A 25,953-nucleotide genomic window follows, 5' to 3' on the forward strand; every position below is an offset into this window, starting at 1 on the left:
GGCGCTCGCCGCGCGCCGCCCGGCGGAACGCATTGCGTTCCTCGCACCGGCGGCGGACGCGGCGCTCGCGCTTGGCGATCCGGCGGCGGCGCTGCGCATTCTCAAATACACGCCCGAGGCCGATCCGGCGTCGAACCTGATCCGCGCCAAGGCGCATCAGGCGCTGGGGCAGCTGGCCGAAGCGGCGCTGCTGTTCGGCCGCGTCGCGCAAAAGGGCAATCCGGCCGAGCAATATGAGGCACGCGTCGGCGAGGTCGAGGTGGGCGTGATGCGCCGCACCCTGCCGCCGGCCGAGGCGCTGAAACGGCTCGACGCGATGCGCTTTGCCTGGCGTGGCGGGGAGGCGGAAAAACATGCGCTGCAGCTGCGCTGGCGGCTGGCGCGGCAGGCAAAGGATGATCGCGCCGCGCTGGCGGCGGCGGGCACGCTCGTCCGCTATCACGATCTCGGTCCCGATCTGCCGCCGCTGATGCGCGAGGCGCAGACGATCCTGACCGGCCTGCTCGAACCGGGCACGCGGGTGCCGCTCGATCAGGCGGCCGGGCTGTATTGGGACTATCGCGATCTCGGCCCCGGCGGTGCGGAGGGCGACCTGATGGTCGCGCGGCTGTCCGAACGGCTCCAGTCGGTTGGGCTGTATGAACGCGCCGCCGAACTGCTCGAGCATCAGCTGTTCGAGCGCGCGCAGGACATTGCCCAGGGGCCGCTGTCGGTGCGCGTCGCCAAGCTGCACATCCTGTCCGGCCATCCCGACCGCGCGCTCGAGGTGATGAGCGCGACCGCCAAGACCGTCTATCCCGCGCAGATGCTGTGGGACCGGCAGCGGATGGAGGCGGTCGCGCTCCAGCTGCTCGGGCGCGGGCAGGAAGCGCTCGCAGTGCTGCAGGAAGTGCCCGATGCCACCGGGCTGCGTGCCGAGCTGCTGTGGAAGCAGCGCAACTGGCAGGGCTTTCTGGATGCCGCCGGGCGTGAGGCACCCGCCGCGCGCGGCGGGCTGAGCGAGGTGCGGCAGGCGATGCTGCTGCGGCGGGCGATCGCGCTCGGCATGCTGGGCCGCGAGGCGGAGCTGGAGGCGCTGCGCGCCCGCTATCAGCCGGCCTTTGCGACCCTGCCGACCGCGCGCGCCTTCGACCTGCTGACCCGCGGGGTCAACGAGCTGGACGCCGATGGCTTTGCCGAGGCGATGGCGGCAATGCCGGCGGCCAGCCCGGGCGGGTCGTTTGCCGATCTGCTCGATGCGGCACCGGCCGCGGGACGCGGGGACAAGGCCGCGTCCAAGGCCAGCGGATAGATATGGCGCGCGGGACGAAAGGTGGCGGCCTGACGGACGTTTTTCAAGGAGTCGTTAAGCCCCTACGCCTTATCCCATAACAGGAAGGAAGAATCATCTTGCTGCGCCGCGTGTCCCCCAAAGATCTCGAACTGGGCATGTATGTGCATCGCCTGGAAGGGTCTTGGCTGGACCATCCGTTCTGGCGCTCGCGCTTCCTGATCTCGTCGCCCGACACGCTCGATCTGCTGCGCCGCAGCCCCGTGCAGGCGGTGGTGATCGACGAAAGCCGCAGCAAGCGTCCGCCCGGGCGGCGCAAGCCGGCCGCCGCGCCGCGCCCGGCGGTCCGCGTCACATCCCGCTCTGGCACCGGCGGGGGGGAGCGGACGTCGCTGGTGCGCGAATATGAACGCGCCGCGCGGCTGGTGAACAAATCCAAGCGGCTGGTCGCCAACATGTTCGGCGAGGCGCGGCTGGGCAAGGCCGTCAACAGCCAGGAAGTGTTCGCGCTGGTCGACGAGCTGGCGGCCTCGGTCGCGCGCCGCCCCGATGCCTTTGTCAGCATCGCGCGGCTCAAGACCAAGCATGAATATACCTATATGCATTCGGTCGCGGTGTGCGGGTTGATGATCAACTTTGCCCGCCATCTCGGGCTGAGCGACAGCGAGGTGCGCGAGGCCGGTTTTGCCGGGCTGCTGCACGATATCGGCAAGGCGGCGATGCCGCGCGCGATCCTCGACAAGCCGGGGCCGCTCGATCCGGCCGAGTTCCAGACGATGAAGACGCATCCGGAACGCGGCTTTGTGCTGCTGTCGGAAAGCAGCGACGTGCCCGAGGCTGCGCGCGACGTCTGCCTGCACCATCACGAACGCGTCGACGGCACCGGCTATCCCTATGGCCTTGAAGGCCGGCGGCTGAGCCAGTTCGCGCGCATGGGGGCGATCTGCGACGTCTATGACGCGATCACCTCCGACCGCGCCTATAAGCGCGCCTGGAATCCGGGCGAGGCGATCCAGCGGATGCGCAGCTGGCACGGCCATTTCGATGCCGGGCTGCTCGAGGCCTTTGTCGGCAGCATCGGCATCTATCCGGTCGGCGCGCTGGTGCGGCTGCAATCGGGCGGGCTGGCGGTCGTCACGTCGATCAACCCCGAAGACCCGACCCGGCCGCCAATCCTGCCGCTCCGGTCGCTCGGCGCGGGCCGCTGGGCGGCTGCCGACCATTCCCAGCCGTGCGACGAGGATATTCTGGGCATCGAGCATCCCGAAGAAGTGAAGGTCACCAACTTCGAGGCGCTGCGCGCCGTGGCGCTGCGGATCGCCGCCATCGGCTGATCCCCGCCGGCCGGGCGCGGGCCGGCTCGTTTGCCGTTTTCTGTCAGCGTCATCGATCTTGGCCGACCGGTGTCGGCACAAGGAAAAGGCGCCGCAGCCATGTGCCGCGACGCCTTTTCTTTCCTTCCGACGCGGCCCGAAGGCCGCGCCCGCACTCAGCGCAGGAAGTTCACCAGGCTCAGCCCCGACAGCCGGGCAAAGGTCTGGTAGCTCGCCTCGAGCGTCGTGCGCCGCTGCACCAGTTCGGAGGCGACCTGAGCGAGATCGGCGTCTTCATTCTCGGAGATCAGCTCGCGCAGCAGCAGGGCGCGCTCCTCGGCGCGGGTTTCAAGCGTCTCGATCTGCGCCTGGCGCCGGCCATTTTCGCCATTGGCGGTGCGCAGCGTCTTCAGCCCTTCGTTGAGCAGGCCGACGGCTTCGTTGAGCGCATCCATCTGCGCGGCGGTCGGCTGGTTGTCGATCGTGCCGGCCTCGGCAATCGTGCGGAACGCCTCGAAGAAGCGCGCGCCGATCTCGTCGGCGACAATCCCATATTCGACGTTCAGCCCGTCCGCGACCCGTGCCGAGGCCTTCACATTGTCGTTGGTGAACGCATCGTCGGTCGACAGGCCGATGGTGTCGGCAAGCGAGGTGGGCTGGAAGGGCGGACGGTCGGTCTGGGTGCCGGCGAACAGCGGCAACCCGCCTTCGTCGGCGTTCATCGCATAACGGAAGCGCTGGAACGCCTCTTCAATGGCTTCCTGCAGCCCGGTGGACTGTCCGGTCCCGACCGCCTTCACGATGTCGTTGCGGATCCTGGTCAGCGATTCCTCGGCGCCGCTCAGATTGGCGTCGACGATCGACAGCGTCGTGTTCAGCCGCTTGGCGACCGCGCTGTGCGCTTCCTGCCGCGCGACGAGCGTGCGGGCCGACAGGTTGCGGACAGCTTCGACGCCCAGCGACGCGAAATCCTGGGCTTTCTTGCCGGTGGCCATCTGGATCTGGGTTTCGGCCAGCTTCTGCTGCGACTTGCCGATCGCGCCGAACAGGACGCGCTGGTTGGGAATGGTGGCGACGCGGATCATCGGTTTTCCTTTCAGCCGACCATGGCGATCAGCGTGTCGTACATTTCGGTGGCCGTGCTCATCACGCGCGCGGCGGCCGAATAGCTGTTTTGCAGGACGACGAGCTGCGACAGCTCTTCGTCGATGTTGACGCCGGAGAAATTGTCGCGCCGGTTGACCGCGTCCTCGCGGCGGGCGGTGGCGTCGACCAGCTGGTCCTTGGCCTGGGCGGCGTCCATGCCGGCGCGGCCGAGCACCAGGCTGGCATAGCGTTCCATCGCGACGACGCGGTTGCGGCCCAGATCGACCGGCCGGGCAAGCTGGTCGACAAAGGCGGTCGCGCCGCGATTGTCGCCGGCACCGATTGCCGGCTGGCCGACGGTTGCCGCCAGATTGAACCGGGCGAGCGGCAGCCGCTGCGCGGTCGCCAGCACATCCGGCTTCACTTCGGCAAAATCCAGCCCGCTATTCTCGCCCGACAGCCCCATCAGCGAGGCAAAGGACCGCCCGGTGCCGAAGCGGCTGGTCGAATCCGACGGGATGCTGACCGATGCGGTCGGGATCGCCGCGTTGGGCGTGAACTGCATCCGCCCGCGCGCGTCGAGCGCGAAGCTGCCAAAGGCGCTGAGCGGACCGCCGTTGAGCGCGCCGATCAGATCGTTGAACGTGCCGCCGGTCGCGGGCGACAGCGTCTGGCGCGCCACCACCCGGCCATTGGGATCGCGCACCAGCAGCTCGACGGTCTCGCCGGTCGTGAAGCCATGCGCGTCGCTGCCGACAAAGCCGGGCGGCACCAATGTGCCGCGCGGGCTGGTGATGATGTCGTTCAGCCCGAAAAACTGCGAAAAACCGACCCCGGCCCGGTTGCTGGGCTGGGCGGGATCCTGCGCCACGATCACGCCATTGCCGGGGGCGGCGGCGGTGATGCTCAGCTGGCCGTTGTTCCACGTCGCGGTGGCAGCCCCGCCAAGCCCGGCATTGATCGCGGCGATGGCGTCGCCGATGGTCGCCCCGGCCCCCAGCGCGCCGAAATCGACGGTGGTGCGCGCGACCAGATTGCCATTGGCCTGGGTGACGGCGAACACCGCCTGGCCGGTAAAGCCCAGCCGGTCGGTCAGCGCCATCCCGCTCTGCCGCCCTTCCAGCCGGTTGGGCGCGGGCACCGTCGTGCTCGCATTGGCGACGGCATTGAGCGTTTCCGCAAGGCCGCCGAACAGCGTGCCGACTTCCTCGGCAAAGGCCGGCAATGCCCGGTCGCGCAGGTCGATCAGCCCGCCCAGCTTGCCGCCGATCGAGGGACCGTCGAGCCGCTCGCCGGTGAGCGGACCCATGCTGCCATCGGCTTCGACAAAGCGGACGTCGATCGGCGGATAGACCGGCTGATCGACGCCGTCGCCGACCGGATAGGACAGCTGGCGCAGCCGCTTGTCGACCAGCGCGACGCCGCCTGCGGTTTCGATGTTGAGCCGCCCGTCGGGCATTTCGCGCACTGTGACCTTGATCAGGCTGGCCAGTTCCTCGACCGCGGTCATCCGCAGATCGGTGGCACCGCCGGTCGCGCGGCCCTGCGAGGCGGCACGCGATACGGTGTCGTTCAGATCGGCGATGCGCCGCAGCAGATTGTTGATCGTGTCGATCGTGTAGCCGACTTCGGATTCGACATCGGTCTTGAGCACCGACACGTCGCGCGACACCTGCTGCATCGACACCAACGCGTCCTGCACATTGGCGGTGAACTTGCGCACCGTCTGCTCGGTCGAGGCCGATCCGGTCATCGCCACTGCCGCCGCGCCGATGGCGTCGAGCCGGGCGGGCAGGCCCGATTCATCGCCGGGCGCGCCGAGCAGCGACTGGAGCCGGTCGAGATAGTTCGCCACCACCTCGGAGCGGCCGAAATCGCCCTGCCGGCGATAGACATTGGCCTCGAGAAAGCGGTCGGCGACGCGTTCCGGCTCGCTGACGCGCACGCCGGTGATGCGACCGGAGGTGACGCCGGTCGACAGGTTCACCCGCTCGCGGGCATAGCCCGGGGTGCCAACATTGGCGATGTTGTTCGATGTCGCGCGCAAGCCCGCCTGTGCCGCGCCGAGGCCGGAAAGAGCGGAGCCGAGAATATCGTTCAGGGACACGGTGTTTCAGGCCTCTGGCTATCGGGCAGGGGGACGTGCGCGCGGATCGGGGGTCAGATCAGCGCTTCAGGTTGCTGAGTTCCTGCAGCATGTCGTCCACGGTCGTGATGATCCTGGACGATGCGCTGTAGGCGCGCTGGAAGCGGATCATGTTAGTGAACTCCTGCGCCAGGTCGACGTTCGACGCTTCGAGCGTGTTCGCCGCGATCGTCCCCGCGCCGAGCGCACCCGGCGTGTTGATCGCCGCCGAGCCGGAAGCGCCCGACACGGCAAAGGCGTTGCCGGACAGGCGGGTCAGCCCGTCGGGATTCTGGAAGGTGGCGATCGGCAGCTGGAACACGCGCCGCGCGGTGCCGTCTTCGAAGATCGCGCTGACCACGCCTTCCTTCGAGATTTCGACCGAGGCGATGTTGCCGAGCAGGCCGCCATCGACCGACGAGGAGATGAGCGACGACGTCGCCCCGAACTGGGTCAGGCCGTCCAGCCCGCCATTGCTGCCCAGCGCCAGGTTGATCGGCTGCGACCCTGCACCGTTGGTCCAGCTGACCGACAGCGGCGCGAACAGCGCAGGCGTCGAGCCGGCGAGGTTAAGGCTGCCGTCCGGATTGAACGCGACGGTGCCGCTGGCGAGCAGGCCGCCCGCCGCCGTCACATCGCTGGCCGGGACGGCATAGATTTCGCTGCGCCAGGTGTTCGGCCCGGTCTTCAGATAGGCGAAGTTGATGCGGTGGGCGCTGCCCTGCGAATCGAACACGTCGAACGCGCGCTGGAACTGCGGCGTGACCGTGCCGGCCGCCATGTCGCCCGCCGTATAGGCCCCGGCGAACGGCACCTGATCCGACTGGAGATTGGCGCGGAGCTGGATCCGCGTGGTCGGGGCCGCCGACCCGGTCAGCTCGCTCAGCCGCACCGTTTCAAGCGCGTTGGTGTTGCCGGTGTTGACGAACTGGCCCTGCGCGTCGAGCCGCCAGCCCTGCAGGTAGAAGCCGCTGGTGTTGCGCATGAAGCCGTCAAGATCGGGCTTGAACGAGCCGGCGCGGGTGAAGGCGATCTCATTGTCCTGACCCGACCCGGTGCGCACCACGAAGAAGCCGGCCCCCTCGATGCCGAGATCGGTTTCGCTGGCCGAGGCCTGCAACAGACCCTGTTTGGAGATCAGCGCCTGCGGTGCCGCAGCGACGCCGCCCGCCGAATAGCTGGAGCGCAGACGCCCGTCCGTCACCAGCGTGCGGAACTCGGTCGTCACGCCTTTATAGCCGACGGTGTTGATGTTGGTGATGTTGTCGGCGACGGTTGCCATCGCGCTCGATTTGGCGCCGAGGCCGGACACGCCGGCATAAAGAGCGGAAAAGAGGCTCAAAAGAGGTCTCCTGGGACATGTCGGGCGCTCGTCGCCCGCCTGCATTCACCATTATAGGAGGGGGTCGGGGGCGACCAAAACGCAGCTGCCACGGCTTTTTTTTCGAAGCCGTCGCGCGGCTGCGCCTCACCCGGCATGTGCGCCGGGCGGCAAATCCGGCCGCCCCTAGGCAAAATTTGCCGCACCTGCCGCCGCCCCCGGCCCTGCGCATCCTATAGGAGAAGGACCAGACTGAAGGATTGCAGCATGACCCTCCGCATTTCACTCCGGCCCGGCGAAAAGGTGATCGTGAACGGCGCGGTGCTGAGCGCGGTCGGCCGCACCGAGCTGTGCGTCGAATCCAAGGCGGCGATCCTGCGCGGGCGCGAGATCATGAGCCCGGCCGAGGCCGATACCCCGGCCCGCCTGCTCTATTTCCACACGATGATGGCCTATATCGATGCCGAAAGCAGCGAGGCCCATCAGGACCGGATCATCGAGGCGCTGCGCAACGTGTCGGCGCTGCTCAGGACGCCCGAGGCCAGCGTGGCGACGATGAGCTTCGCGCGCAACGTCGCGGCCATGCAATATTATCGCGCGCTCGGCGACTGCCGCCAGCTGATGCGGCTGGAGGATGATATGCTGGCCGACGCTCAGCCGGAACAGGCGGCCTGACATGCTGCGCGACCTGTCCGCGCTCGCCCAGTCGGTTGCCGCACTCGATCCCGATCTGCGCTTCGGCAAGGTCGTCGGCGTGCGCGGTGCGCTGATCGAGGTGGCGGGGCTGGCCGGGGCCGCGCGCATCGGATCGCGGCTGTCGATCGCCGGGGCCGACGGGCTGGTCGAGGCTGAGGTAACCGGCCTCGATCATGACATCGCCCATTGCCTGTCGTTCCGCGATCCGCAGGGCATTGCGTCGGGCGCGCGCGCCGATCTGGTCGCCGGCCAGTTCGTGCTGCGCCCGTCGACCGCATGGCTGGGCCGTATGGTCGACGGGCTGGGGCGGCCGATTGACGGTCGCCCGGCACCGATTGCCGGGGCGGAGGCGCGGCCGATCAAGGCGATGCCGCCGGCCGCCGCCGAGCGTGCCCGGGTCGGCGCGAAGATCGAAACCGGGGTGCGCGCGCTTGACGTGTTCGCGCCCCTGTGCGCGGGCCAGCGGCTGGGGCTGTTCGCCGGCTCGGGCGTCGGCAAATCGGTGCTGCTGTCGATGCTCGCGCGCTGGACGGCGTGCGATGTCGCGGTGATCGGCCTGATCGGCGAACGCGGCCGCGAGGTGCAGGAATTCGTCGAGGACGATCTGGGACCGGACGGGCTGGCGCGCAGCGTCGTCGTCGTCGCCACCTCCGACGAACCGGCGCTGATGCGGCGGCAGGCGGCGTGGACGACGCTCGCCATCGCCGAATATTTCCGCGATCAGGGCTTGCATGTGCTGTGCCTGATGGACTCTGTCACCCGCTTTGCGATGGCGCAGCGCGAAATCGGGCTGGCGAGCGGCGAGCCGCCGGCGACCAAGGGCTATACGCCGACCGTGTTTGCAGAGCTGCCGCGCCTGCTCGAACGCGCGGGGCCGGGGCGGCCGGGGCAGGGCGCGATCACCGGCCTGTTCACCGTGCTCGTCGATGGCGACGATCATAACGAACCGGTCGCCGATGCGGTGCGCGGCATTCTGGACGGCCATGTCGTGATGAGCCGCCGGATCGCCGAACGCGGCCGCTATCCGGCCATCGACGTGCTGAAATCGGTCAGCCGCACCTTGCCCCATGCCCACAGCCCGGCCGAAAACACCGCGCGCATCGAGGCGCGGCGGCTGATGTCGCTGTATCAGGACATGGAGGACATGGTCCGGCTCGGTGCCTACAAGGCCGGGGCCAGCCCCGAGGTCGACCAGGCGATCGAGCTGGCGCCCGCGATCGAGGCGCTGATCAACCAGGGCAAGGATGACCGCGGCCGCGCCGGCGCGACCTTTGCCGCGCTGGGCGAGATCATCGGCGCGCCGGACGCTGACGAGGCAATGCCCGAAGAGAGCGCCTATGACGGGGCCGTGTTTGAAGGCGCGGAGCATGATGGTCCCGGCCATGGCGGAGCTGGGGAGGAGGCTGCGCATTATGTGACCGGCCAGCCCGATGACCTGATGCGCGAGGCGGCATGAAGACGCCCTATCACGCGGCGCTGACGATCCAGCAGCGCACCGTCGACCAGATCAAGGTCGAGATCAGCGTCGCCATCGACACCGCCGACCGGTTGCACCGCCGCGCCACCGAGGTGCAGGCGGCGATCCATGCCGAGCACCGGGTGGCGGCGGCCGATTGGCGGCTGCCCGAAAACCGGTATTTCCTGCGGATGCGCGACGAACGCGCGCGGCTGGCCGCCGATCGCGCCGCCGCCGACCGGCAGCTCGATCAGCTGCGTGCCCGCGCGCGCGAGGCCTATGGCTCGCTGAAGGCGGTCGAAAGCGCGGCCGACCAGTTTGCAGCCAATGTGCGCATGGCCGCCGCCGCCGCCGAACAGGCCGAGGATGATGACCGCGCCGCCGCCGGGCTGTTGCGGATCGCCCGTGCGCGGCGTGTTGCCCGGCAGCGCCGGTCATGATCGTCCGCCCCGATCTGAAGACGCTCGCCCCGGCCGAGCGGGCGGCGTTCATCTATGCAAGCGCCAAGAGCGAGATGACCAGCCGGCTGTGGCGGGCCGCGCTCGGCAGCGGCGACCGGGACGGCGAGGGCGCTGCCGGCGCGGGCGCGCTGGCCGGGGCCGGGGCGTTCGATCTCGATTCGCTGATCGACGCGCTGTCGGCCGGCCTGCCCGAGGCCGCCGCCCGCCCGCGCGATCCCCAGCAGCTGCTGCCCGAGACGTTTGCCGCGCCAGTGCCGCCGCCGGCCACCGGGCCGGTGCCCGACCGCACCGATGCCGCCGATGGCGATGGCCGCCGCCGCGTCGCCGCACCCACCGGGCTTGGCCCCAATGCGCGCCATGGTGCAGCCATCGACTCCGCGGCCGCGCGCACCGGCCTGCCCGCGCCCGCGCTGGCTGCGATCATCGATGCGGAGGCCGCGAAGAAGCGCGACGGCAGCTGGAACACCCATAGCCGCAATCCCCGGTCGAGCGCCGCCGGGCTGGGCCAGTTTCTCGCCGGCACCTGGGAGGGGGAGGCGGAACGCACCGGCACCTGGCTCAACCGCACCGCGCATGAACGCGGCTGGCTCGACCAGGGCGGGCGCGTTGCCGCTGCCGCGCGCTCGGACCTGCTGGCCCTGCGTTACGATGCGCGCGCCGCCATCGAGGCGACCGCCGATTACGCCCGCCGCAACATCGACCGGCTGGAAGCGGCGGGAGTGCGGATCGGCGACGGGGTGGCCGAAATCGCCCGCGCGGCCTATCTCGGCCACCATCTGGGCGCGGGCGATGCGGTCAAGTTCCTGAGCATGGGGGGGCTGCCGGCGGCGCGGGCCGAAAAGCTGCTGATTGCCCAGATTGGCGGCAGTGCTGCAGCGGCACGCATCGCCGAGGCCGGCCATGCAACGGCCGCGCATCGCGACTGGCTGCTCGGCTTTGTCGACCGGCATGTCGATCCGGCGCGCTTCGCCGGCTGACCGGGGCCGCGGCCTAATCTGGATCAATCAGGGTAATCGCCTAGATCACTGATTTGTCCCCGGAAAGGACCGCCCGGCCGGTTCCCCGTCCTATAACCCATACAGACCCCTTGCGGGGACGATTGGGTAACGACCATGGACACTGACTATCGCGACCGGCTGAGTTTTGCCGCGCTCGACGCCGACAAGCAGCGTTTGCTGGCCGAGGCCAGCCGGGATCTGGAAGCCGAGCTTCCCGAGGCGCTCGAGGCCTTTTACCGCCACATGCGCGGCTGGTCGCAGCTGACCGCCATGTTCGACAGCGAACCGGCGATGGACCGCGCCCGGCGGGCCCAGGGCGATCACTGGCGGCGGCTGTTCTCGGGCCGGTTCGACGTCGATTATGTGGAATCGGTGCGCCGCGTGGGACGGGTGCACAGCCGCATCGGCCTTGACCCGAGATGGTATCTGGGCGGCTATTCCTATCTGCTCGGCCGGCTGCTGCCGGGGCTGGCCCGGCGCGCGCTGAAAGGCCCGCTGGGCTGGCTGGCGCGGCGGCGGACCGAAAGGCTGGCGGCGCTGATGACCGCCGTCACCCAGGCGGCCCTGCTGGACATGGAACTCGCCGTGTCGGTGTATCTGTCCGAGAACAAGGCCGGGTTCGACCGGAAGCTGGCGCAGATGGGGGCCGATTTCGAAGCGCGGATCGGCGGGCTTGCCGAGTCGGTCGCCTCAGCCGCTGCCGAGTTGCAGGCGACGGCATCGTCGATGTCCGCCGCCAGCGGGGAAAGCAACACGCGGATGATGACGGTCGCCGCCGCCGCCGAACAGACGAGTGCGGGCATCAGCACCGTCGCCTCGGGCAGCGAGCAGCTGGCCGCCGCGATCCGCACGATCAATGCCAGGGTCGCCGAATCCGCCACCGCCACCGACCGCGCCGTCAGCGATGCCCGCCGGACGGCCGGCATCGTCGCCCAGCTGGCCGAAGCGACCGAGACGGTCGGCAACGTGACCGACATGATCAGCGCGCTGGCGGTCAAGACCAACATGCTGGCCCTCAATGCCGCGGTGGAGGCGGCGCGCGCCGGCGAGGCCGGGCGGACATTCGAAGTCGTGGCCAGCCAGGTCAAGGAACTGGCCGGGCAGACCGCCAGCCAGACCGAACTGATCGGCGCGCAGATTAAGCGCATTCAGGCGTCGGTTGCCGAAGCGGTCGCCGCAATCGGCAACATATCCCAGACGATCGAGCAGGTCGCCGGCATATCCCAGAACATCCGGGCGGCGGTCGATGAGCAGCGCACGGCGACCGAGGACATGACCCGCAGCATCGGCCAGACCGCGCAGGCGACCCAGCAGGTGTCGGACAATCTGGTGAATGTCAGCCACAATGTTGAACAGACGGGTGTTGCAGCCCAGCAGATGCGGGTGGCGACCGACCAGCTGTCCGATCAGGCGCAGGCGTTAACCAGCGCCGCCCGCGCCTTTGTCGCCGATATTCGCGCCGCCGCCTGAACCGGCGCCCTCAATCGGCAACATACTGATAAACAGCGACTAATTTTTCCCGTCCGGCAGCGGCCGCCGCTGCCGGACGGGAACCAGTGATCGACATGGTTATAGGATAGGTAATTCTCCGTAACCATATTCTGGGAGGTCGTTAAAGGATAACTGCGATCAATGCCCTCGTCACGCCGCCCGGGACAGCCCGCGCGGATTGGAATGGGGGTTCCAAATCTCATGTCGAAGACGACCATCGCGCTTGAAGAAGCTGTCGCCATCGTTCTGGAAAACACGCCGAAAGGCGAGGAGCGCCAGACCGCACGCCAGCGCGCCAATGTCGACCGCGCGTTCATGCGCATCCTGAAGCTGATCGCCCCGCGCATCCGGCATTTCATCCGCCAATATGGGCTGACCGCGCATTGGGACGATGCCGAGCAGTGCTGCGCGATCGCCGTGCACCGTGCCATCCAGGCCTATGAGCCGGAAAAGGCGCAGTTCACCACCTTCGTGAACTGGCAGATCCGCGGCGAGCTGCAGAGCCTGCGCTTCCGCCTGATGACCGATCAGCGCCCGTCGGCCAAGAAGGTCGAGGCGACGACCGTTTCGCTCCACGCTTCCGCGACCGGTGCCGAGGGCGAGGAAACCACGCTCGAAGCGATCATCGTCGATGAAGAGGCGCTGGCGCTGACCGAATCCGCCGCGTCCGACTATCTGGCCCGCGCCGCGACGGCGAGCCTGCTCGACGAGTTCGTCCGTTCGGGCCGCGCCGCCGGCATCGAACAGCTGCGCCGCCAGCAGCCCAAGCGCGCGCTTGCCAAGGCGCGCAGCGAAGGCCCGCGCTTCAAGAATGCGCTGGCGGGCATCGATCCGGCCGAAGTCGCCAAGCTCGACCAGAAGCTGGCCCGCGACCGCGAGATCCTCGAGCGCCGCGTGTTCGGCGATGGCGGCGACGAGCTGGACGTCGATGCCGGCATCACCAAGGAGCGCGTGCGCCAGATCAGCAAGCGCGCCACCCGCACCATTTCCGAACTGGCCGCGCAGCAGCCGCGTTTCCGCCTGATGGCCGAATATGGCGCGATGAGCGCGCCGGCCAAGCGTGCGCCGCGCCCCGTCGCTCAGCCGCTGCTGCCCGATCCCAAGGCGCCGCACAATCTGGCGCTGCGCGTCCGCGCCGTCGACCTGGGTGCCAATCTGGGGAGCGGCGATCTGGGCGGTGCCCTGCCGGCGCGTCCCGCCGGCCCCCCCTCGGTCGGTCCCGCCTCGGTCGGTATCGCTGCCTGATCCCGACCCCATTTCCCTGATCGGCCGGGCCAGCTGCCCGGCCATCCCGGACCCATCCCCGCATCTCCCGCGGGGATGGGACCTGTCGTTTCAGGCGCGGCGTTTCCTCCCTCCCGCCATCAGCCCGGCCGGTGTTGCAAAAACGGACGCAACATCCTCGGCCGCGATCCTAGACGCCGGCCTGTCATAAATATAGGTTCGCAAGCCAATCAGGGGGGAGATTGGCGGGCATGCGGCGGGACGAGACGGCGTCCGGGGGCGGGGTGGGCCCTCGCGCGATATCGGTCGATCCTCACCGCCTGGTCGTTTTTCCCAATCGCATCCGAGAGTTGCGGCGCGCCCATGGCCAGTCGAAGCTGCTCGCCCTGTCCGCGCGGCTGCCGGCCATCCCCTATATTCGCCTGTCCAAGATCGAACGCGGCGAGGTGGTGGCGCGCGCCGACGAACTGCGCGCCGTTGCCGCCGCGATCGGGGTGGAGGCGGCCGATCTGCTGATCGACGTCGATGCGCCGGAGTTCGACATTGCCCGCTGGGCGGAGCCGTTTCAGGATGCCGGGGCGTTCGACGCCGTCGAAGAGGGGTTTGCGGTCAAGCTCGCAGCGGCGGTCCGCGTGCGCCGGGCCGGCGACCGGGCGCTGACCGTCGCCGCGCTCGACCGCGATTACGGCATCGCCCCGGTGATCCTGTCGCGGATCGAAAACGCCCACAAGACGCTCGACCGCTGGAACGCCGCCACCGTCGGCGCGCTGTGCCGGCTGCTGGCCGTGCGCGACGAGGGGGAGTTGCGTGCGCTGGTCGAGGCCCAATACCGATCGGGTGCGCTCGATGCCGCGCTGGCCGGTTTTGGCGATCCCGAGGCGCGTCTTGCGCGGATGCGTGCGCGCATCGCCGCGCTGGTCGCCGAACTGGGCGGTGCGCCGGTCCCCGGCCCGGATGCGGCCGGAAATGGGCGTGCCGTGACCGCCCGCACCGCGACGGCGGCCACGCCGCCGACCGGCCGACCCGCCATCGCCGCGCCTGCGCCGACGCCGCCGTCATTCGCCACCATCCGCCTGTTGCCGGTGTTCGGCGCGCCGCGCGCCGACGGGCTGATCGATCCGGTGGCGGTGCCCGGCGCGCTGGTGGAGGCCCCGCGCCATGCCGGGCCGCGCGCGTTCGGGCTGAGGGCGTGTCGTCCGTCGCTGGGGGCCGGCCTGCCGGGGCACGGGGTGCTGGTCGTCGATCCCGATGCCTATCCGTTCGGAGCAGGGCTGGCGGTGCTGCGCGAGGATGACGGCTATCGGCTGCTTCAGACCAGCTATGATCTGAACGGCGCGATGCGTGGGCACAGCCTCAATCCGCCGCTCGATCTTGCGCTCGACGGCACCGATCCGGCGCGGCTGGCGGCGGTGCTGGCCGTCGTCTTTCCCTGACTGGGGGGATCAGAAGCTCGTCCAGTCGTCCCCGGATCCGGCGCTGCCGCTGTCGGGGCGGCGCAGTGCGGAAACCGCGTCGCTTGGCAATTGTTTGATCGGGGCAGTGAAATCGCCGGGGCGCGGCGCGGCTGGCGATGGGCGGTGCGCCGCGCGCGCGGGCGCGTTCTCGGGCTGGGGGTGTGCCGCGGGCTGGGGGCGGGCCGCAGCCGGGCGGCCGGCGGCCGCATGGGTGCGGAAGCGTGCGGCCTGGGTGGCGAGCGAGTCGATTTCCGACGTCAGGTTGCGCGCCGCGGCAGACGTCTGCTCGACCATCGCCGCATTTTGCTGCGTCGCCTGATCCATCGCCCCGATCGCGGCGTTGATTTCGGTGATCGCCGACGCCTGCGACTGATTGTCCGACGCGATTTCGCTCAGCAGGCCGAACACGGCGGTCACGTCGGTCGAGATATTGGCCAGCGCATTGTCCACCCGTTCGACCGCGCCGACAGCGGTGCCGATGTCGGTCTGGGTGACGGTCAGCTGGTTGCGCGCGCGCTTGGCCTCTTCCTCGGCGCGCATCGCGAGTGCGGAGACGAGATCGGCGACGACGGCGAAGCCGCGCCCCGCCTCGCCGGCGCGGCCCGCCTCGACCGCAGCGTTCATCGCCAGAACGCGGGTCTGGAAGGCGATCTTGTCCAGCCCCTCGATCACGCTGTCGATGCCCTTGGCGCTGTCGGCGACGCGGGTCATCGCCTGCACCGCCTCGTCGGCGACCGCGCGGCCGTCGCCCACCGTCGCCAGCGTCTGGTCGGCGCGCTTGACCGTGCGTTCGGCCGCCCCCGCGGTCGCCTTCAGCCGGTCGTCCATCCGCGCGATGCCGGCGGCGGTTTCCTCAAGGCTGGCGGCGTTGCTCTCGGTCCGCCGGGCAAGGTTTTCCGACGCCTGGCTGATGTCATTGGCCTCGCGCCTGATCGCGCGGATCGTCTCTGCGAGCGAGCCGACCAGCTGTTCAAGGCTGGCGAGCGCGCCGTTGAAATCGGTGCGGATGCGCGCATAGGCTCCGGGGAAATCGCGGTCGAGCGTCGCCGTCAGATCGCCTTCGCGCAGTGCCGCCAGCCCCTGTTGCAGCGACACGAGGATGGTTTCCTGATGCGCGGCTTCCTGTTCGCGCTGCGCCGCCGCCTCGCGCTCGATGGCAGCGCGCTTGGCGTTCTCCTCGCCGACATGGGCGACGAGCCGGGTCAGCTGTTCGGCCGTCATCACCAGAAATCCGGTTTCGACGAGCAGGATGACGGCGTGGAGCAGCACCCGCATCACCCCGCCGCCGCCGGGGAACACCCAGGCGGGCATCGCCATGCCGAGGATCAGGTGATGGACGGCGACAACCAGGGTCGCGGCAATGATCGTGCGCCAGTCGCACAGCATCGCGGTCGTCGCCAGCACGGCGAAGAACAGCATATGGATGTCGGTCTGCCAGGCCGCCCCTTCGAAGATGTAGAGCAGCAGCGCCGGATAGACCGGGGCGGTCAGGCCGAGCGCGATGCGCGTCTGGTCGTCGGTGCGGGCGGCCTGCGCGGCCATTGCCGGATAGATGGCAAGCGCGACCGCGATCAGCGCGGCGATCCATTTGCCGCCGACCGCAAGGGCCGCCCCGGCGGTGACGAGCGCCAGCAGCAGGATCAGCCCTGCCAGCGTCTTCACCCCCATCAGCCGGATGGTTTCGAGGTCGATTTTCTGCATGGCCGTGCCAATCCCGCTCCGTATCCGGCCGGGTCGACGGCATCATCGCCGCTGCGCGTGCATGGCGGAAGCCGCGCCGTCGCCCGGACGCACCTTCCGCCATTATAGGATGGCCCGGCACCCGCCCGGTGCCGCCGGCATCGATTCCCGCCGCGTCAGTCCTGCGGGAACAGCCCCGCGGCGAAGGCGATTTTGAGCGCTTCCGACAGGCTGCGCACCTTGAGCTTGGCCATCAGATTGGCGCGGTAGATTTCCACCGTGCGCGGGCTGATCTGCAGGTCATGGGCGATGACCTTGTTGGCATGGCCCTCGATCAGGCCCTTGAGCACGTCGGTTTCGCGTGCCGACAGCTGGCCGACCAGCTGGCGCGCCTGTTCGACCCGCGCGGCGGCGGCACTTTCCTGCTCCAGCTTTTCGAACGCGCCTTCCATCACCTCGGTCAGCGCCTGATAATTATATGGCTTTTCGAGGAAATCGAACGCGCCCGCCTTCATCGATTTGGTCGCGACCTCGATGCTGCCCTGGCCGGTCAGGATGATCGCCAGGAAGCGCTGATGGTCGCGGATCGCGCGCAGCACGTCGAACCCGGAGGATCCGGGCATGTTCATGTCGAGCAGCAGCACGCCGGGATCCAGTTCCTCGGCCCCCGCCAGAAAGGCGTCGCCCGAGGCGAAGCTGCGGATCACGACATCCGAGCGCAGGCTGAGCAGCCGGTGCAGCGAAATGCGGAGTTCGTCATCGTCATCGATGATGTAGATCGAACGCATCAAGGGTCGGATTCTCCGTCTTGTTCTTCGAGCGCCGGCACGGTGAACCGGAAGCAGGCACCGCCTTCTGCGCGGTTTTCCGCCCAGATGCGCCCGCCATGTGCCTCGACGATCCTGCGACTGATCGTCAGCCCGACCCCCATGCCGCCTCCCCCCTTTGTGGAGCGGAATGGCTGGTATAGCCGGTCAACCACGTCTTCGGAAATACCCGGGCCGGTGTCGATCACGCTGATTTCCACCATGTCGCCCACCTTGCCCGCCTTGACGAGGATGCTGCGATTGTCCGGCCCGACCTGCTGCAGGGCATCGATGGCGTTGCGCATCAGGTTGACGATCACCTGCTGCACCTGCACGCGGTCGGCCATCATGAACGTCGCCTGCCGGTCGAATGCCAGATTGACCCGCACATCATATTGCGCGCGCCCGACAAAGACGAGGTTGACCGCGTCGCGCACCGTTTCTTCGACCGGTTCGATCCGGATATCGACTTCGCCGCGCGTCACGAACTTGCGGATGCGGCGGATGATCGTGCCGGCGCGGATCGCCTGCTTGACCGCCGCCTCGATCATCTCGACCGGGCGGGCATCGGTGAGCGTTTCCCGGCCGAGCAGCAGCCGCGAGGCTTCCAGATAGTTGGACAGGGCGGCGAGCGGCTGGTTCAGCTCATGCGCGATATCGGCGGCCATTTCGCCCATCGCGTTCACCCGCATCGCATGGGCAAGCTCGTCATTGAGCGTGCGCAGCCGTTCCTCGGCCGCCAGCCGTTCGGAGATGTCGCGCATCGACACCGCATAAAGCGGCTCGTCCCCGGCCGAGACGGTTTCGACCCGGACCTCGATCGGGATTTCGCGGCCATCGGCATGGCGGCCGCGCATGATCAGCGGCGGCGCCGGCTGCCCCCGGCCGCTCGACCGGACGAAGCGGCCAAAGGCAAGCTCGTCCGCGCCCAGCACCTCGCGCGGGGCGAGCAGGGTCAGATTCTGGCCGATCGCCTGTTCGGCGCTGTAGCCAAAGGCCTGTTCGGCCGAACGATTGAAGCTTTCGATCGTGCCCGATTTGTCGACGATCAGCATCGCGTCGGGGACGGCGTTCAGCAGCGCGCGCAGCTGCGACCGGCGGGTGGCCACGCGGCCCTGGCTCAGCCCGGTCAGATCGGTGTTGCGGCCGAACAGCCGCGCGATGCGGCTGTCATCGCCGTAAAGGCAGCGGGCGACGCCGCGCATGATCCGGTATTCGCCGCTGCGCATCCGCAGCCGGTAGACAATGTCGATCCGGGCGAGCTGTGCCGCCTCGGCGGTCGTCACCAGCTGGCGGACATGGCCCAGATCCTCGGGATGCATCAGCCGGACGAACATGCCCAGATCGCCGATCGACCCGGCCGTATAGCCAAGGCTTTCCTCGGTGCCCGAAGACAGGCGGATCTGGCCCGAGCGCAGGTCGAGATCAAAGGTGCCGAAGCCGGCGGTCGCGACGGCTTCGGCCAGCGTTTCCTCGATGATCCGGCGCTCGTCCTGGGCCGCGCCGTTCGCCTCCGCCATTCACCGCCCTCTTGCGTCTCTCGAGGCCGTGACGGCCCCGGTGGCACTGTCCATCCTGCGGCAGGTTCCGTGCCTGTCGCGGCAATGGCCGTGCGTCTCCCGACCTTTAATAGGTTAAAGTGACACGAAAAGGGGCGCTCGCCTATAACAATGTTGCATGGCGGGCTGGCGCAGGCCGGCCCGGGCCGGGACCGCACCTTGTGGCGCGGCCCCGGTCGAGGCGGTGGGGCTCAGGCCAGCTGGAACCATTCCTGGCCGAGCGCGAACATGTGCCGCTCTGGGCCCTGGGCCATCATCGTCACCACCGATTCGGCCTCGAACAGCTGGCCGTTCTGGGCGAAGGCCGGCGTCACCCCGGTGGGCTGGTTGTCGAACGCCAGCTCGCGCGCGAAGATCGTCTGCGCCGTCGGGCCGAGCTGGAACAGCGCCAGCAGCGGGTTGTGGTCGGTCGACAGCTGGACGCTGGCGGGCAGATCGGCATTGATCTGCACGGCATCGAACTGCGCACCGGCGAGCAGGTTCGACGTGGCGACGATATGGTCGAGCGCCTGATTATTGCCCTCGAACACATAGGAATAGCGCTCTTCCTCGGGCAGCAGCGCGGTCGCCATGTCCTGCATCAGCCCGCCATTGGTCAGCGTCTTGATCGCGTTTTCCCAGACAAAGCCGTTGAAATCGCCGAGCACGGCGATCTTCGCCGCCGGATCGGCCGCGACCTTGGCGTCGATCCAGCTGCGCACCGCCGCCATCTGCGCGGTGCGGGCGGCATCGCCGGCATCGGCCGGCGGCTGCTTCGCCCCGAACAGCGGATCGGAGCCGCCACGCGAGGTCGAATGGACGTTGACCAGAGTCACCGTCTCGCCGTTGAACTCGAAGCTGGCGGTGAGCGGCCGGCGGGTGCCGCTGTAGATCGGATCGTTGATCAGCTGCAGCGACCCGGCGACCAGCGTGACCCGCGACGGATCGTAGAAGAAACCGTTGCGGATATTGCCGTTCGGCTCGCCACCGGTCGAGTTGGCGACCGAGGGCGCGATTTCGGCATAGGCATATTCCGGCCCGCCCATGTCGAGGATCGCCTGGATCAGCGCCTGCGCGGTCGGCACGCCCGACAGATTGGCCCCGGTTCCGGCACCGTCCCCGTCCTGGATTTCCTGCGCGGCGATGATGTCGGGCGCATTGAGGTTGAACACGATGTCGGCGGCCAGCGAATAGATCTTGTCCGGGCTGTCGACCGCGGACAGGTTTTCCATATTGTAGGTCGCAACCGACAGCCGGTCGATGCGCTCCTGCAGGGTGGTCGTCTCGCGGACCAGCTCGACATCCTCGGTCACGGTGACGGCTTCGGTCACCAGCAGCTCATAGGACTGGAAGGAATAGCTGATGATGCCGCTGACATTGCTCAGCCGGTCGCCGACCGTGTAGAGATCGTTGAAGCCGGCGAACAGGCCATTGTCATTGTCGAGCTGGAGCCGTTCGGGGTTGTAATCGCCTTCGCTGATCGTGATGCCGCCGCGTTCCGACACGCCGGTCGCGCCCGCGCCGCCGCTGGCGACGACATAGGTCTCGCCGAAGCTGTTGGTGTTGGACACGACCAGCGGCGCGTCGACGGTGACGTACATGCCCTCGAGCGATTCGTAGAAATCGATGCCGTCGGTGGTCGGGTCGTAGGAGGTCAGCCCGTCATCATCGATGATTTCGGTCGGCGCGGTGCGGCCGCCCTGGCCCAGCACCACGGTTTCGAACGCCGCCGTGCCCAGCTTGGTGAAGGTCGGCGAGACCAGCTGGGTGATGGTGAGGTTGCGGGCGTCATTGCCCGGGCGGAACTCGGTCACGGTCGCGCGCACTTGCAGCAGGTCGCCGCGCGCCACGCCGGTCGGCGCGGCGCCGGTCAGCACGAAAATGCCGTCCGACGTGCGGTCGTCGCCATCCGAAGCCCCGATTGCCGACTGGATGTAGAAGCCGTTGGTGTCGATCGCGGTGACGACGCCCTGGGTCAGCACCTGGGTGTTCACGAACGAACTGCTATGGCCCAGCCCCTGAATCTCGCCGATCGTCACCGGCGCGGTGCCGAGCGTCGTGAAGTCGAGCGCACCCTGCGGCAGGCCCGCAAAGGCGTTGCCGGCCAGATCGGCGAGAACGCCCGCGGGTGCAGTCAGCGTATAGGTGCGCCCGCCGATCAGATCGGCGACCGGGTTGATCGTCACGGTGTTGCCGCTGATCGTCACCTGCGGATCGCTGACGGCGATCACGCGCACGTCATTGCCGCTTGCCAGCGTGAAGCTGCCCTGGCCGGCCTGCACCGCCTCGCTGAAGCGCAGCACGATATTGGCCGCCGGGTCGACGGCGACCGCGCCATCATCGGGATCGGACGGGTCGAACCCGGCCAGCGTCGGCGGCGTCACGTCCGGGCCGCCGGCCACGCTCGACACGACGATGTCGTCGATGCCGATCGTCTCGTCATTGCCGGCCGCATTGGTGGTGATGACGCGGATCTGCAGATCGGCGGCATTGTTCGCGCCCGCCGGCAGGGTGACGTCGATGGCGGTCACCAGCGTCGCGCTGTTCGCCTGGGTGGCGTCGGCGATATAGGCGATGTTCGACCAGCTGCCATTGCCGGTGCGCCACTGCACGGCGACCTGCTGGATCGCATTGTCGGCGGTGGCGTCGAGATCGCGGATGTTCGCCTGAAAGCGGATGTTCTCGCGGCCCGTGGCGTCCAGATAGACGACGATCGACGGCGCATCGGCGGTGCCCGAGCCGTTGAGCGCGATGGTCGGGTTGGCGATGCCGTCAAACTCCAGCACACCGCCAGACAGGTTGCCGGCGCTGGGGTTGCTCTGGTTGGCGACCACGTTCACGACCACTTCCGACGAGGACGGCGCGGTGATGGTGCGCGGATCAACGCCGGTCGCGGTGACGACATCGTCGCCGCGATAGCCCATGATGCTCGGCACGCCCGACCAGTCATTGGCGGCGGTGATCAGCCCGGCATTGCTCCAATCCTGGCGAAAATCGCCCGATGCCAGCACGTGGCGCACAGTGGTCATGTCATCCCCTTTTCCGAAAAATGCGTTCCAGCCCCAGAACCCCATCACGGTTACAGTGATGTTAAGATTTGTTAAGAAAATCTTATGCTGTCCGGCTGTGCCAAAATGGGGCGCAACGGCACGGTTGCGTCCGGTCCTTCCCCCCCGATCCGATCCGGAACCGGCGCAAAATAGGGGATTATCCGCACTGTCGCGGGAGATCGCCGGGGCGCATGACCGATGGCAGCCATTCAAGCCGGCAATCGGAGACCTGAGACAGCCATGCGGCGCGCACCCGGCGCGGAGGACGAAGGAGGCGGTGGTCACGCCATGACGGGTCGTCAGACGACCGTGCTGGCCGGCGCGCGAATCGCATGGCCGGGCGAAGGCGGGCGGCTGGTGCTGTCGGCCGGGCTGTGCGCGCTGGCCGGTCTGGCCCCGGTCGAACGCGGCATCGGGCGGGTGGCTGCCCTGCGTGCCGTCCATCCCGGCGACCGTCCATTCGTGCGCGCCGCGCTCGCTGATTCGGCCTCGCCGGGGCGCTCGGCGCTGGCCCTGCTGTTCCGTATCCGGGGTGCGTCGGGCTGGGTGTGGGTGCATGGCCGCATCGTGCGCGGGCCGCGCGGTGCCCGGGCCGGTGCCGTCCATTACCTGCTCAGCGACCGTGATGTCCGTGCGCCCAGCCGGCGCGCCGCCGATCTGCTCGGCCGGATCAGGCTGGCGATTGCGACCGCTGCCGGGCCGCATGAAGCGCTCGACCGGGCAGCCGAACTGATCGGCCGCTATCTGGATGCCGGTCAGGTCGGGATCGCCCATGTCGATCCGCAGGGGGAATATGCGCGCATCGAGCGCGGCTGGAACGACGGCACGATCTTTCTGGTGCGCGGATCGTGGCGGATGGACGATTTCGGGCCGGAGTTCATTGCCGAGATGCGCGCCGGCCGCATGGCCGCGATCCCGGACCTGCGGCACGACCCGCGCACCAGCCGCCCCGATCACCTCGCCCAGTACCAGGCGCTGGGTGTCGGGGCGATCATCACCGTGCCGTTCATGGACGGGGGCAGGCTGGTCAACTTCCTGTTCGTGCACGCCAGCGCCCCGCGCGACTGGACGGCGCTGCAACTGGCGACCGTCGAAAAGGCCTGCGCGCTGCTCGCCGATGCCGTGCGCTTTGCGCGCTGGACCGCCGACCTCGAGGCGCGGGAGGCCCGGTTCGCGATCGCGGCCGGCGGCGTCGGCATGGTCGTGTGGGAATGGGATGTCGCCGCCGGCCGGCTGCATCATTCCGGGCATCTCGACTGTCTGCTCGGCCTTGCGCCGGGAACGATCCGCGAGCCGGGTGACGTGCTCGGCCTCATTCATCCGCAGGATCTGAGCGCGCTTGAAATCAACATCGTCGACGCGCTTGCCGGGACCGGGCCGGAGGCGTTCGACACGGTGATGCGCGTCGGCGCGGCCGGGGCCGAGCGCTGGATCCGCGTGTTCGGTGCCGTCACCGCGCGCAGCGGGGCCGGGCAGGGCATCCGCGCGCACGGCTTTGCCGTCGACGTGACCGCCGCCCATCAGCTTGAGGCACGGCTGGCCGCGACCGAGGACCGGCTGCAAAAGGCGTCGCGCCTGTCGGCCATGGGCGTGTTCGCCGCCACGCTGGCGCATGAGCTGAACCAGCCGCTGACGGCGCTTGCCAATCATCTGTCGATCCTCGCCGCACTCGCCGCCGGCCAGGAGCGGCCGGGCGAGACGATGCGCCAGTCGGTGCTGCTCGCCCAGAACCAGACGCGCCGGGCCTCCGACATCATCCGGCGGATGCGCAAGCTGGTGACCGGCGGCGGGCGCGAGACGGTGTGCTGCCCGCTGCGCGACATTGTCGACGCGGCGGTGCGCGGCAATGAGGACCGCATCCGCAAGCAGCGCATCCAGCTGGACATCGCCTATGCCGATCCCGACATGGCGATCGATGTCGATCCGATCCAGATCGAGCAGGTCGTCTACAACCTCGTCCGCAATGCGTGCGAGGCGGTGGCCGGCGTCACCCGGCCGCGCATTTGCATCCGCGCATCGACGGATGGCGAGAGCATTGCGCTGACCATCGCCGACAATGGGCCGGGGCTGGCCCCCGAGATTGCCGCGCGGCTGTTCGAGCCGCTGGCGACCAGCAAGCCGGAGGGCATGGGCCTTGGCCTGTCGATCTGCCGTTCGATCATGGAAGCGCATAATGGCCGCATCGGCCTGCTCGATGCCGAAGAGGGCGCGGCCTTCCGCATCAGCCTGCCGGTCGCGGCCTGCTGCCCGCCGGCACCGGCGGGCCGGCACACGCTGCTGCCCGTCAAGGACGATTGACGGAACCGGGCGGGCATGGCACTCGCCCCCCGATCCGGGCGGGTATAGCTCAATGGTAGAGCACTAGCCTTCCAAGCTTGTGATACGGGTTCGATCCCCGTTACCCGCTCCATTTTTCCGGCCCATCATGTTACCCGCGCGCGTCATTGCCGCACCGGGAGCGTTGGTTCGATTTCGGATGCGATCGGGCGTGCGCGCCGGCCATGCCATGCTAAATCCGCGACCGGGATTGTTCGGAACGGAGCCGGGGCGTTGCCGACAGGATTTTCGCTTGGGCTGATTTCGCGCGGCGTGACCGGGTTCGTGCTGGCCTTGTGCGGCATGACCGCCGCCCCGGCCCATGGCGTGCCGGAGACGCCCGGCCTGCCGCCCGCCCAGTCCGGCACGGCCGCACCGGACAAAGCGCGGGCGGCACTGCAGGCCAGCGCGGTCTTTGCCTGTGCCGATGATCGCCTGTTCGGCCGGATGGAGGGGGAGCGGCTGTGTCTGCCGGCGGCGCTGGCCCCGGTGCATGGCGATCACCGGGACGCGGCCGCGCTGATCGCGCTGGCGCTTGCCTATCACGCCCCGCCCCGGATCGTGCCCGCGCCATCTCCCTTTGTCGCGGCGGTGGGCGAGCTGGTTTCGTCGGCAGTGGCGGAGACCGTCCGTGCCCGGGATGATGCGCTGCCGGAGCGGGTGGCCGACCGGTTTCAGCTGCCGCCGCCGGCCGGGCGCGGCAGCGATGCGCCGCCCGGCTGGGTGGTTGACGGGGTGGCGCGGGCGCAGGTTGCGGGGATCTGCCCGGCCGATCTGGCGCAGATGCTGCGCCGGATTGCCGATGATGATCGTCTGGCCCCGGCCTTGCGGGTCGAGGCGCGGGCCACGCGGCGGGCGATGGGCATGTTCGGCTGGGCCGGCGCGGGACGGGTGGCGTGCTGACAGTATGATGTCGCCGGCACACCATGATCCCGGCGGACACGCGACATTTGGCGACAAAGCCGGGCCGCCGCTGCGATAGCTGTGCGAAGGGTCTGTGCGATTGCTGCGTTCATCGGGTCGGGCCGGATGGTCCGGCGTCCATGATCGCGGGAGTGTATCGCCATGTCGCTTGCCCTGTTGCTGTCCGCCCTTGGCGCGTTTGCCGTGACCGGCGGGATTGCCCTTGCTGCTGCTGAACCTGCCGCCGTTGAACCCGCCGCAATGCCGCTGGTTGGCCGAGAGGCCGGCCCCGCGGGCGGCGATATCAGCCGCGCGGCGGTCGCGGCGCGGGTGGCGGCGCGGTTTGCGCGGATGGATGTCGATGGCGACGGGCGGCTGACCCCGGCCGATCGCGCGGCGCGGCAGGCGGCGCTGGCCGGGCGGATGTTCGACCGGATCGATGCCGATCGTGACGGCAGCATCAGCCGCGCGGAATGGGAGGCGGGGCAAGCCCGGCGCGCCGCCCGTGGCGGGCGCGGCGCGGGTGGCGACCGCCTGATGGCTGCCCGGATGCGCGGCGGGGCGCTGCTCGCCGGGGCGGACAGCGACCGTGACGGCGCGGTGACCGAGGCGGAGCTGCGCGCCCATCTGCTGGCCCGGTTCGACCGCGCCGATACCGATCATGACGGCGTTGTGACCCCGGCCGAGCGGGCGGCGGCGCGCGCGAACAGGGGTAGCTGAGCGGCGGCGCTGTCAGGTGCTTGCCGGCAGGTGATTCAACCCGGC

Annotated in this window: 19 protein-coding genes and 1 tRNA gene; 13 read left to right on the top strand and 7 right to left on the bottom strand. The window is 69.0% G+C overall.

Going from position 1 to position 25,953, the window contains the following annotated elements:
• The coding region (locus tag OPU66_RS11300; RefSeq protein WP_498553752.1) for a hypothetical protein at positions 1–1,291 on the top strand (1,291 nt) is incomplete at its 5' end.
• 110 nt (positions 1,292–1,401) lie between these two features.
• Positions 1,402–2,604 (top strand): cyclic di-GMP phosphodiesterase, encoded by a 1,203-nt coding sequence (locus OPU66_RS11305; protein ID WP_498553753.1) that lies wholly within the window; start codon positions 1,402–1,404, stop codon positions 2,602–2,604.
• Between the two features lie 155 nt (positions 2,605–2,759).
• On the opposite strand, the gene OPU66_RS11310 is transcribed toward OPU66_RS11305, so the two are convergent.
• The 3 genes from OPU66_RS11310 to OPU66_RS11320 are packed head-to-tail and all read right to left on the bottom strand — an operon-like array spanning position 2,760 to position 7,136.
• Positions 2,760–3,668 (bottom strand): flagellin family protein, encoded by a 909-nt coding sequence (locus OPU66_RS11310; RefSeq protein WP_498553754.1) that lies wholly within the window; start codon positions 3,666–3,668, stop codon positions 2,760–2,762.
• An 11-nt stretch (positions 3,669–3,679) separates the two neighbouring features.
• Complete coding sequence (locus tag OPU66_RS11315; protein ID WP_498553755.1) at positions 3,680–5,776, bottom strand: flagellar hook-associated protein FlgK; 2,097 nt, start codon at positions 5,774–5,776, stop codon at positions 3,680–3,682.
• Positions 5,777–5,834: 58 nt separating this feature from the next.
• A complete protein-coding gene (locus OPU66_RS11320) occupies positions 5,835–7,136 on the bottom strand; it encodes a flagellar hook protein FlgE (RefSeq protein WP_498553756.1) in 1,302 nt (433 codons plus the stop codon).
• Positions 7,137–7,382: 246 nt separating this feature from the next.
• Between OPU66_RS11320 and OPU66_RS11325 the strand changes: the two genes are divergently transcribed.
• From OPU66_RS11325 to OPU66_RS11355, 7 genes are all read left to right on the top strand, one after another.
• On the top strand, positions 7,383–7,790 hold the full coding sequence (locus OPU66_RS11325; RefSeq protein WP_498553757.1) for a flagellar biosynthesis repressor FlbT: 408 nt from the start codon (positions 7,383–7,385) through the stop codon (positions 7,788–7,790).
• Position 7,791: 1 nt separating this feature from the next.
• Positions 7,792–9,267 carry a flagellar protein export ATPase FliI gene (fliI, locus tag OPU66_RS11330; RefSeq protein WP_498553758.1) on the top strand — a complete coding sequence of 492 codons (1,476 nt, stop codon included), beginning with the start codon at positions 7,792–7,794 and terminating at the stop codon, positions 9,265–9,267.
• Positions 9,264–9,707: a hypothetical protein gene (locus OPU66_RS11335; protein ID WP_498553759.1), complete on the top strand. Its 444-nt coding sequence runs from the start codon at positions 9,264–9,266 to the stop codon at positions 9,705–9,707. Before fliI ends, OPU66_RS11335 begins: the two co-directional genes overlap by 4 nt.
• On the top strand, positions 9,704–10,705 hold the full coding sequence (locus tag OPU66_RS11340) for a peptidoglycan-binding protein (RefSeq protein WP_498553760.1): 1,002 nt from the start codon (positions 9,704–9,706) through the stop codon (positions 10,703–10,705). The genes OPU66_RS11335 and OPU66_RS11340 overlap by 4 nt, the downstream gene beginning before the upstream one ends.
• A 135-nt stretch (positions 10,706–10,840) precedes the next feature.
• On the top strand, positions 10,841–12,196 hold the full coding sequence (locus OPU66_RS11345; RefSeq protein ID WP_498553761.1) for a protoglobin domain-containing protein: 1,356 nt from the start codon (positions 10,841–10,843) through the stop codon (positions 12,194–12,196).
• A gap of 222 nt (positions 12,197–12,418) precedes the next feature.
• Positions 12,419–13,462, top strand: coding sequence for a sigma-70 family RNA polymerase sigma factor (locus OPU66_RS11350; protein ID WP_498553762.1), 1,044 nt, complete (start codon positions 12,419–12,421; stop codon positions 13,460–13,462).
• Between the two features lie 329 nt (positions 13,463–13,791).
• Complete coding sequence (locus tag OPU66_RS11355; RefSeq protein ID WP_498553763.1) at positions 13,792–14,874, top strand: hypothetical protein; 1,083 nt, start codon at positions 13,792–13,794, stop codon at positions 14,872–14,874.
• A 9-nt stretch (positions 14,875–14,883) separates the two neighbouring features.
• Here OPU66_RS11355 and OPU66_RS11360 read toward each other — a convergent pair whose 3' ends face one another.
• The 4 genes from OPU66_RS11360 to OPU66_RS11375 form a co-directional block, all read right to left on the bottom strand.
• Positions 14,884–16,596, bottom strand: a complete 1,713-nt coding sequence (locus OPU66_RS11360; RefSeq protein WP_498553764.1) for a methyl-accepting chemotaxis protein — start codon at positions 16,594–16,596, stop codon at positions 14,884–14,886.
• A gap of 155 nt (positions 16,597–16,751) precedes the next feature.
• Positions 16,752–17,363, bottom strand: a complete 612-nt coding sequence (locus OPU66_RS11365; RefSeq protein ID WP_498553777.1) for a response regulator transcription factor — start codon at positions 17,361–17,363, stop codon at positions 16,752–16,754.
• Positions 17,363–18,901, bottom strand: coding sequence for a PAS domain-containing sensor histidine kinase (locus OPU66_RS11370; RefSeq protein ID WP_498553765.1), 1,539 nt, complete (start codon positions 18,899–18,901; stop codon positions 17,363–17,365). Before OPU66_RS11370 ends, OPU66_RS11365 begins: the two co-directional genes overlap by 1 nt.
• A gap of 230 nt (positions 18,902–19,131) precedes the next feature.
• Positions 19,132–21,948: a DUF8508 domain-containing protein gene (locus tag OPU66_RS11375; protein ID WP_498553766.1), complete on the bottom strand. Its 2,817-nt coding sequence runs from the start codon at positions 21,946–21,948 to the stop codon at positions 19,132–19,134.
• Positions 21,949–22,257: 309 nt separating this feature from the next.
• Between OPU66_RS11375 and OPU66_RS11380 the strand changes: the two genes are divergently transcribed.
• The 4 genes from OPU66_RS11380 (at position 22,258) to OPU66_RS11395 (ending at position 25,908) form a co-directional block, all read left to right on the top strand.
• Complete coding sequence (locus OPU66_RS11380) at positions 22,258–24,267, top strand: ATP-binding protein (RefSeq protein ID WP_498553767.1); 2,010 nt, start codon at positions 22,258–22,260, stop codon at positions 24,265–24,267.
• Positions 24,268–24,305: 38 nt separating this feature from the next.
• A tRNA-Gly gene (locus OPU66_RS11385) sits at positions 24,306–24,379 on the top strand.
• A gap of 140 nt (positions 24,380–24,519) precedes the next feature.
• Positions 24,520–25,188: a hypothetical protein gene (locus tag OPU66_RS11390; RefSeq protein ID WP_498553768.1), complete on the top strand. Its 669-nt coding sequence runs from the start codon at positions 24,520–24,522 to the stop codon at positions 25,186–25,188.
• 162 nt (positions 25,189–25,350) lie between these two features.
• Positions 25,351–25,908, top strand: a complete 558-nt coding sequence (locus tag OPU66_RS11395; RefSeq protein ID WP_498553769.1) for an EF-hand domain-containing protein — start codon at positions 25,351–25,353, stop codon at positions 25,906–25,908.
• Positions 25,909–25,953 lie beyond the last annotated feature (45 nt).

It is taken from the genome of Sphingomonas sp. URJC2 (assembly GCF_059803575.1).

What these genes read in the sequence shown, in the direction of transcription:
- OPU66_RS11340 (WP_498553760.1), top strand. Translation starts at nt 9,704, where the DNA reads ATGATCGTCCGCCCCGATCTGAAGACGCTCGCCCCGGCCGAGCGGGCG.
- OPU66_RS11350 (WP_498553762.1), top strand. Translation starts at nt 12,419, where the DNA reads ATGTCGAAGACGACCATCGCGCTTGAAGAAGCTGTCGCCATCGTTCTG.
- OPU66_RS11380 (WP_498553767.1), top strand. Translation starts at nt 22,258, where the DNA reads ATGACGGGTCGTCAGACGACCGTGCTGGCCGGCGCGCGAATCGCATGG.
- OPU66_RS11395 (WP_498553769.1), top strand. Translation starts at nt 25,351, where the DNA reads ATGTCGCTTGCCCTGTTGCTGTCCGCCCTTGGCGCGTTTGCCGTGACC.
- fliI (WP_498553758.1), top strand. Translation starts at nt 7,792, where the DNA reads ATGCTGCGCGACCTGTCCGCGCTCGCCCAGTCGGTTGCCGCACTCGAT.
- OPU66_RS11360 (WP_498553764.1), bottom strand. Translation starts at nt 16,596, where the DNA reads ATGCAGAAAATCGACCTCGAAACCATCCGGCTGATGGGGGTGAAGACG.
- OPU66_RS11310 (WP_498553754.1), bottom strand. Translation starts at nt 3,668, where the DNA reads ATGATCCGCGTCGCCACCATTCCCAACCAGCGCGTCCTGTTCGGCGCG.
- OPU66_RS11325 (WP_498553757.1), top strand. Translation starts at nt 7,383, where the DNA reads ATGACCCTCCGCATTTCACTCCGGCCCGGCGAAAAGGTGATCGTGAAC.
- OPU66_RS11375 (WP_498553766.1), bottom strand. Translation starts at nt 21,948, where the DNA reads ATGACCACTGTGCGCCACGTGCTGGCATCGGGCGATTTTCGCCAGGAT.
- OPU66_RS11370 (WP_498553765.1), bottom strand. Translation starts at nt 18,901, where the DNA reads ATGGCGGAGGCGAACGGCGCGGCCCAGGACGAGCGCCGGATCATCGAG.
- OPU66_RS11345 (WP_498553761.1), top strand. Translation starts at nt 10,841, where the DNA reads ATGGACACTGACTATCGCGACCGGCTGAGTTTTGCCGCGCTCGACGCC.
- OPU66_RS11335 (WP_498553759.1), top strand. Translation starts at nt 9,264, where the DNA reads ATGAAGACGCCCTATCACGCGGCGCTGACGATCCAGCAGCGCACCGTC.
- OPU66_RS11365 (WP_498553777.1), bottom strand. Translation starts at nt 17,363, where the DNA reads ATGCGTTCGATCTACATCATCGATGACGATGACGAACTCCGCATTTCG.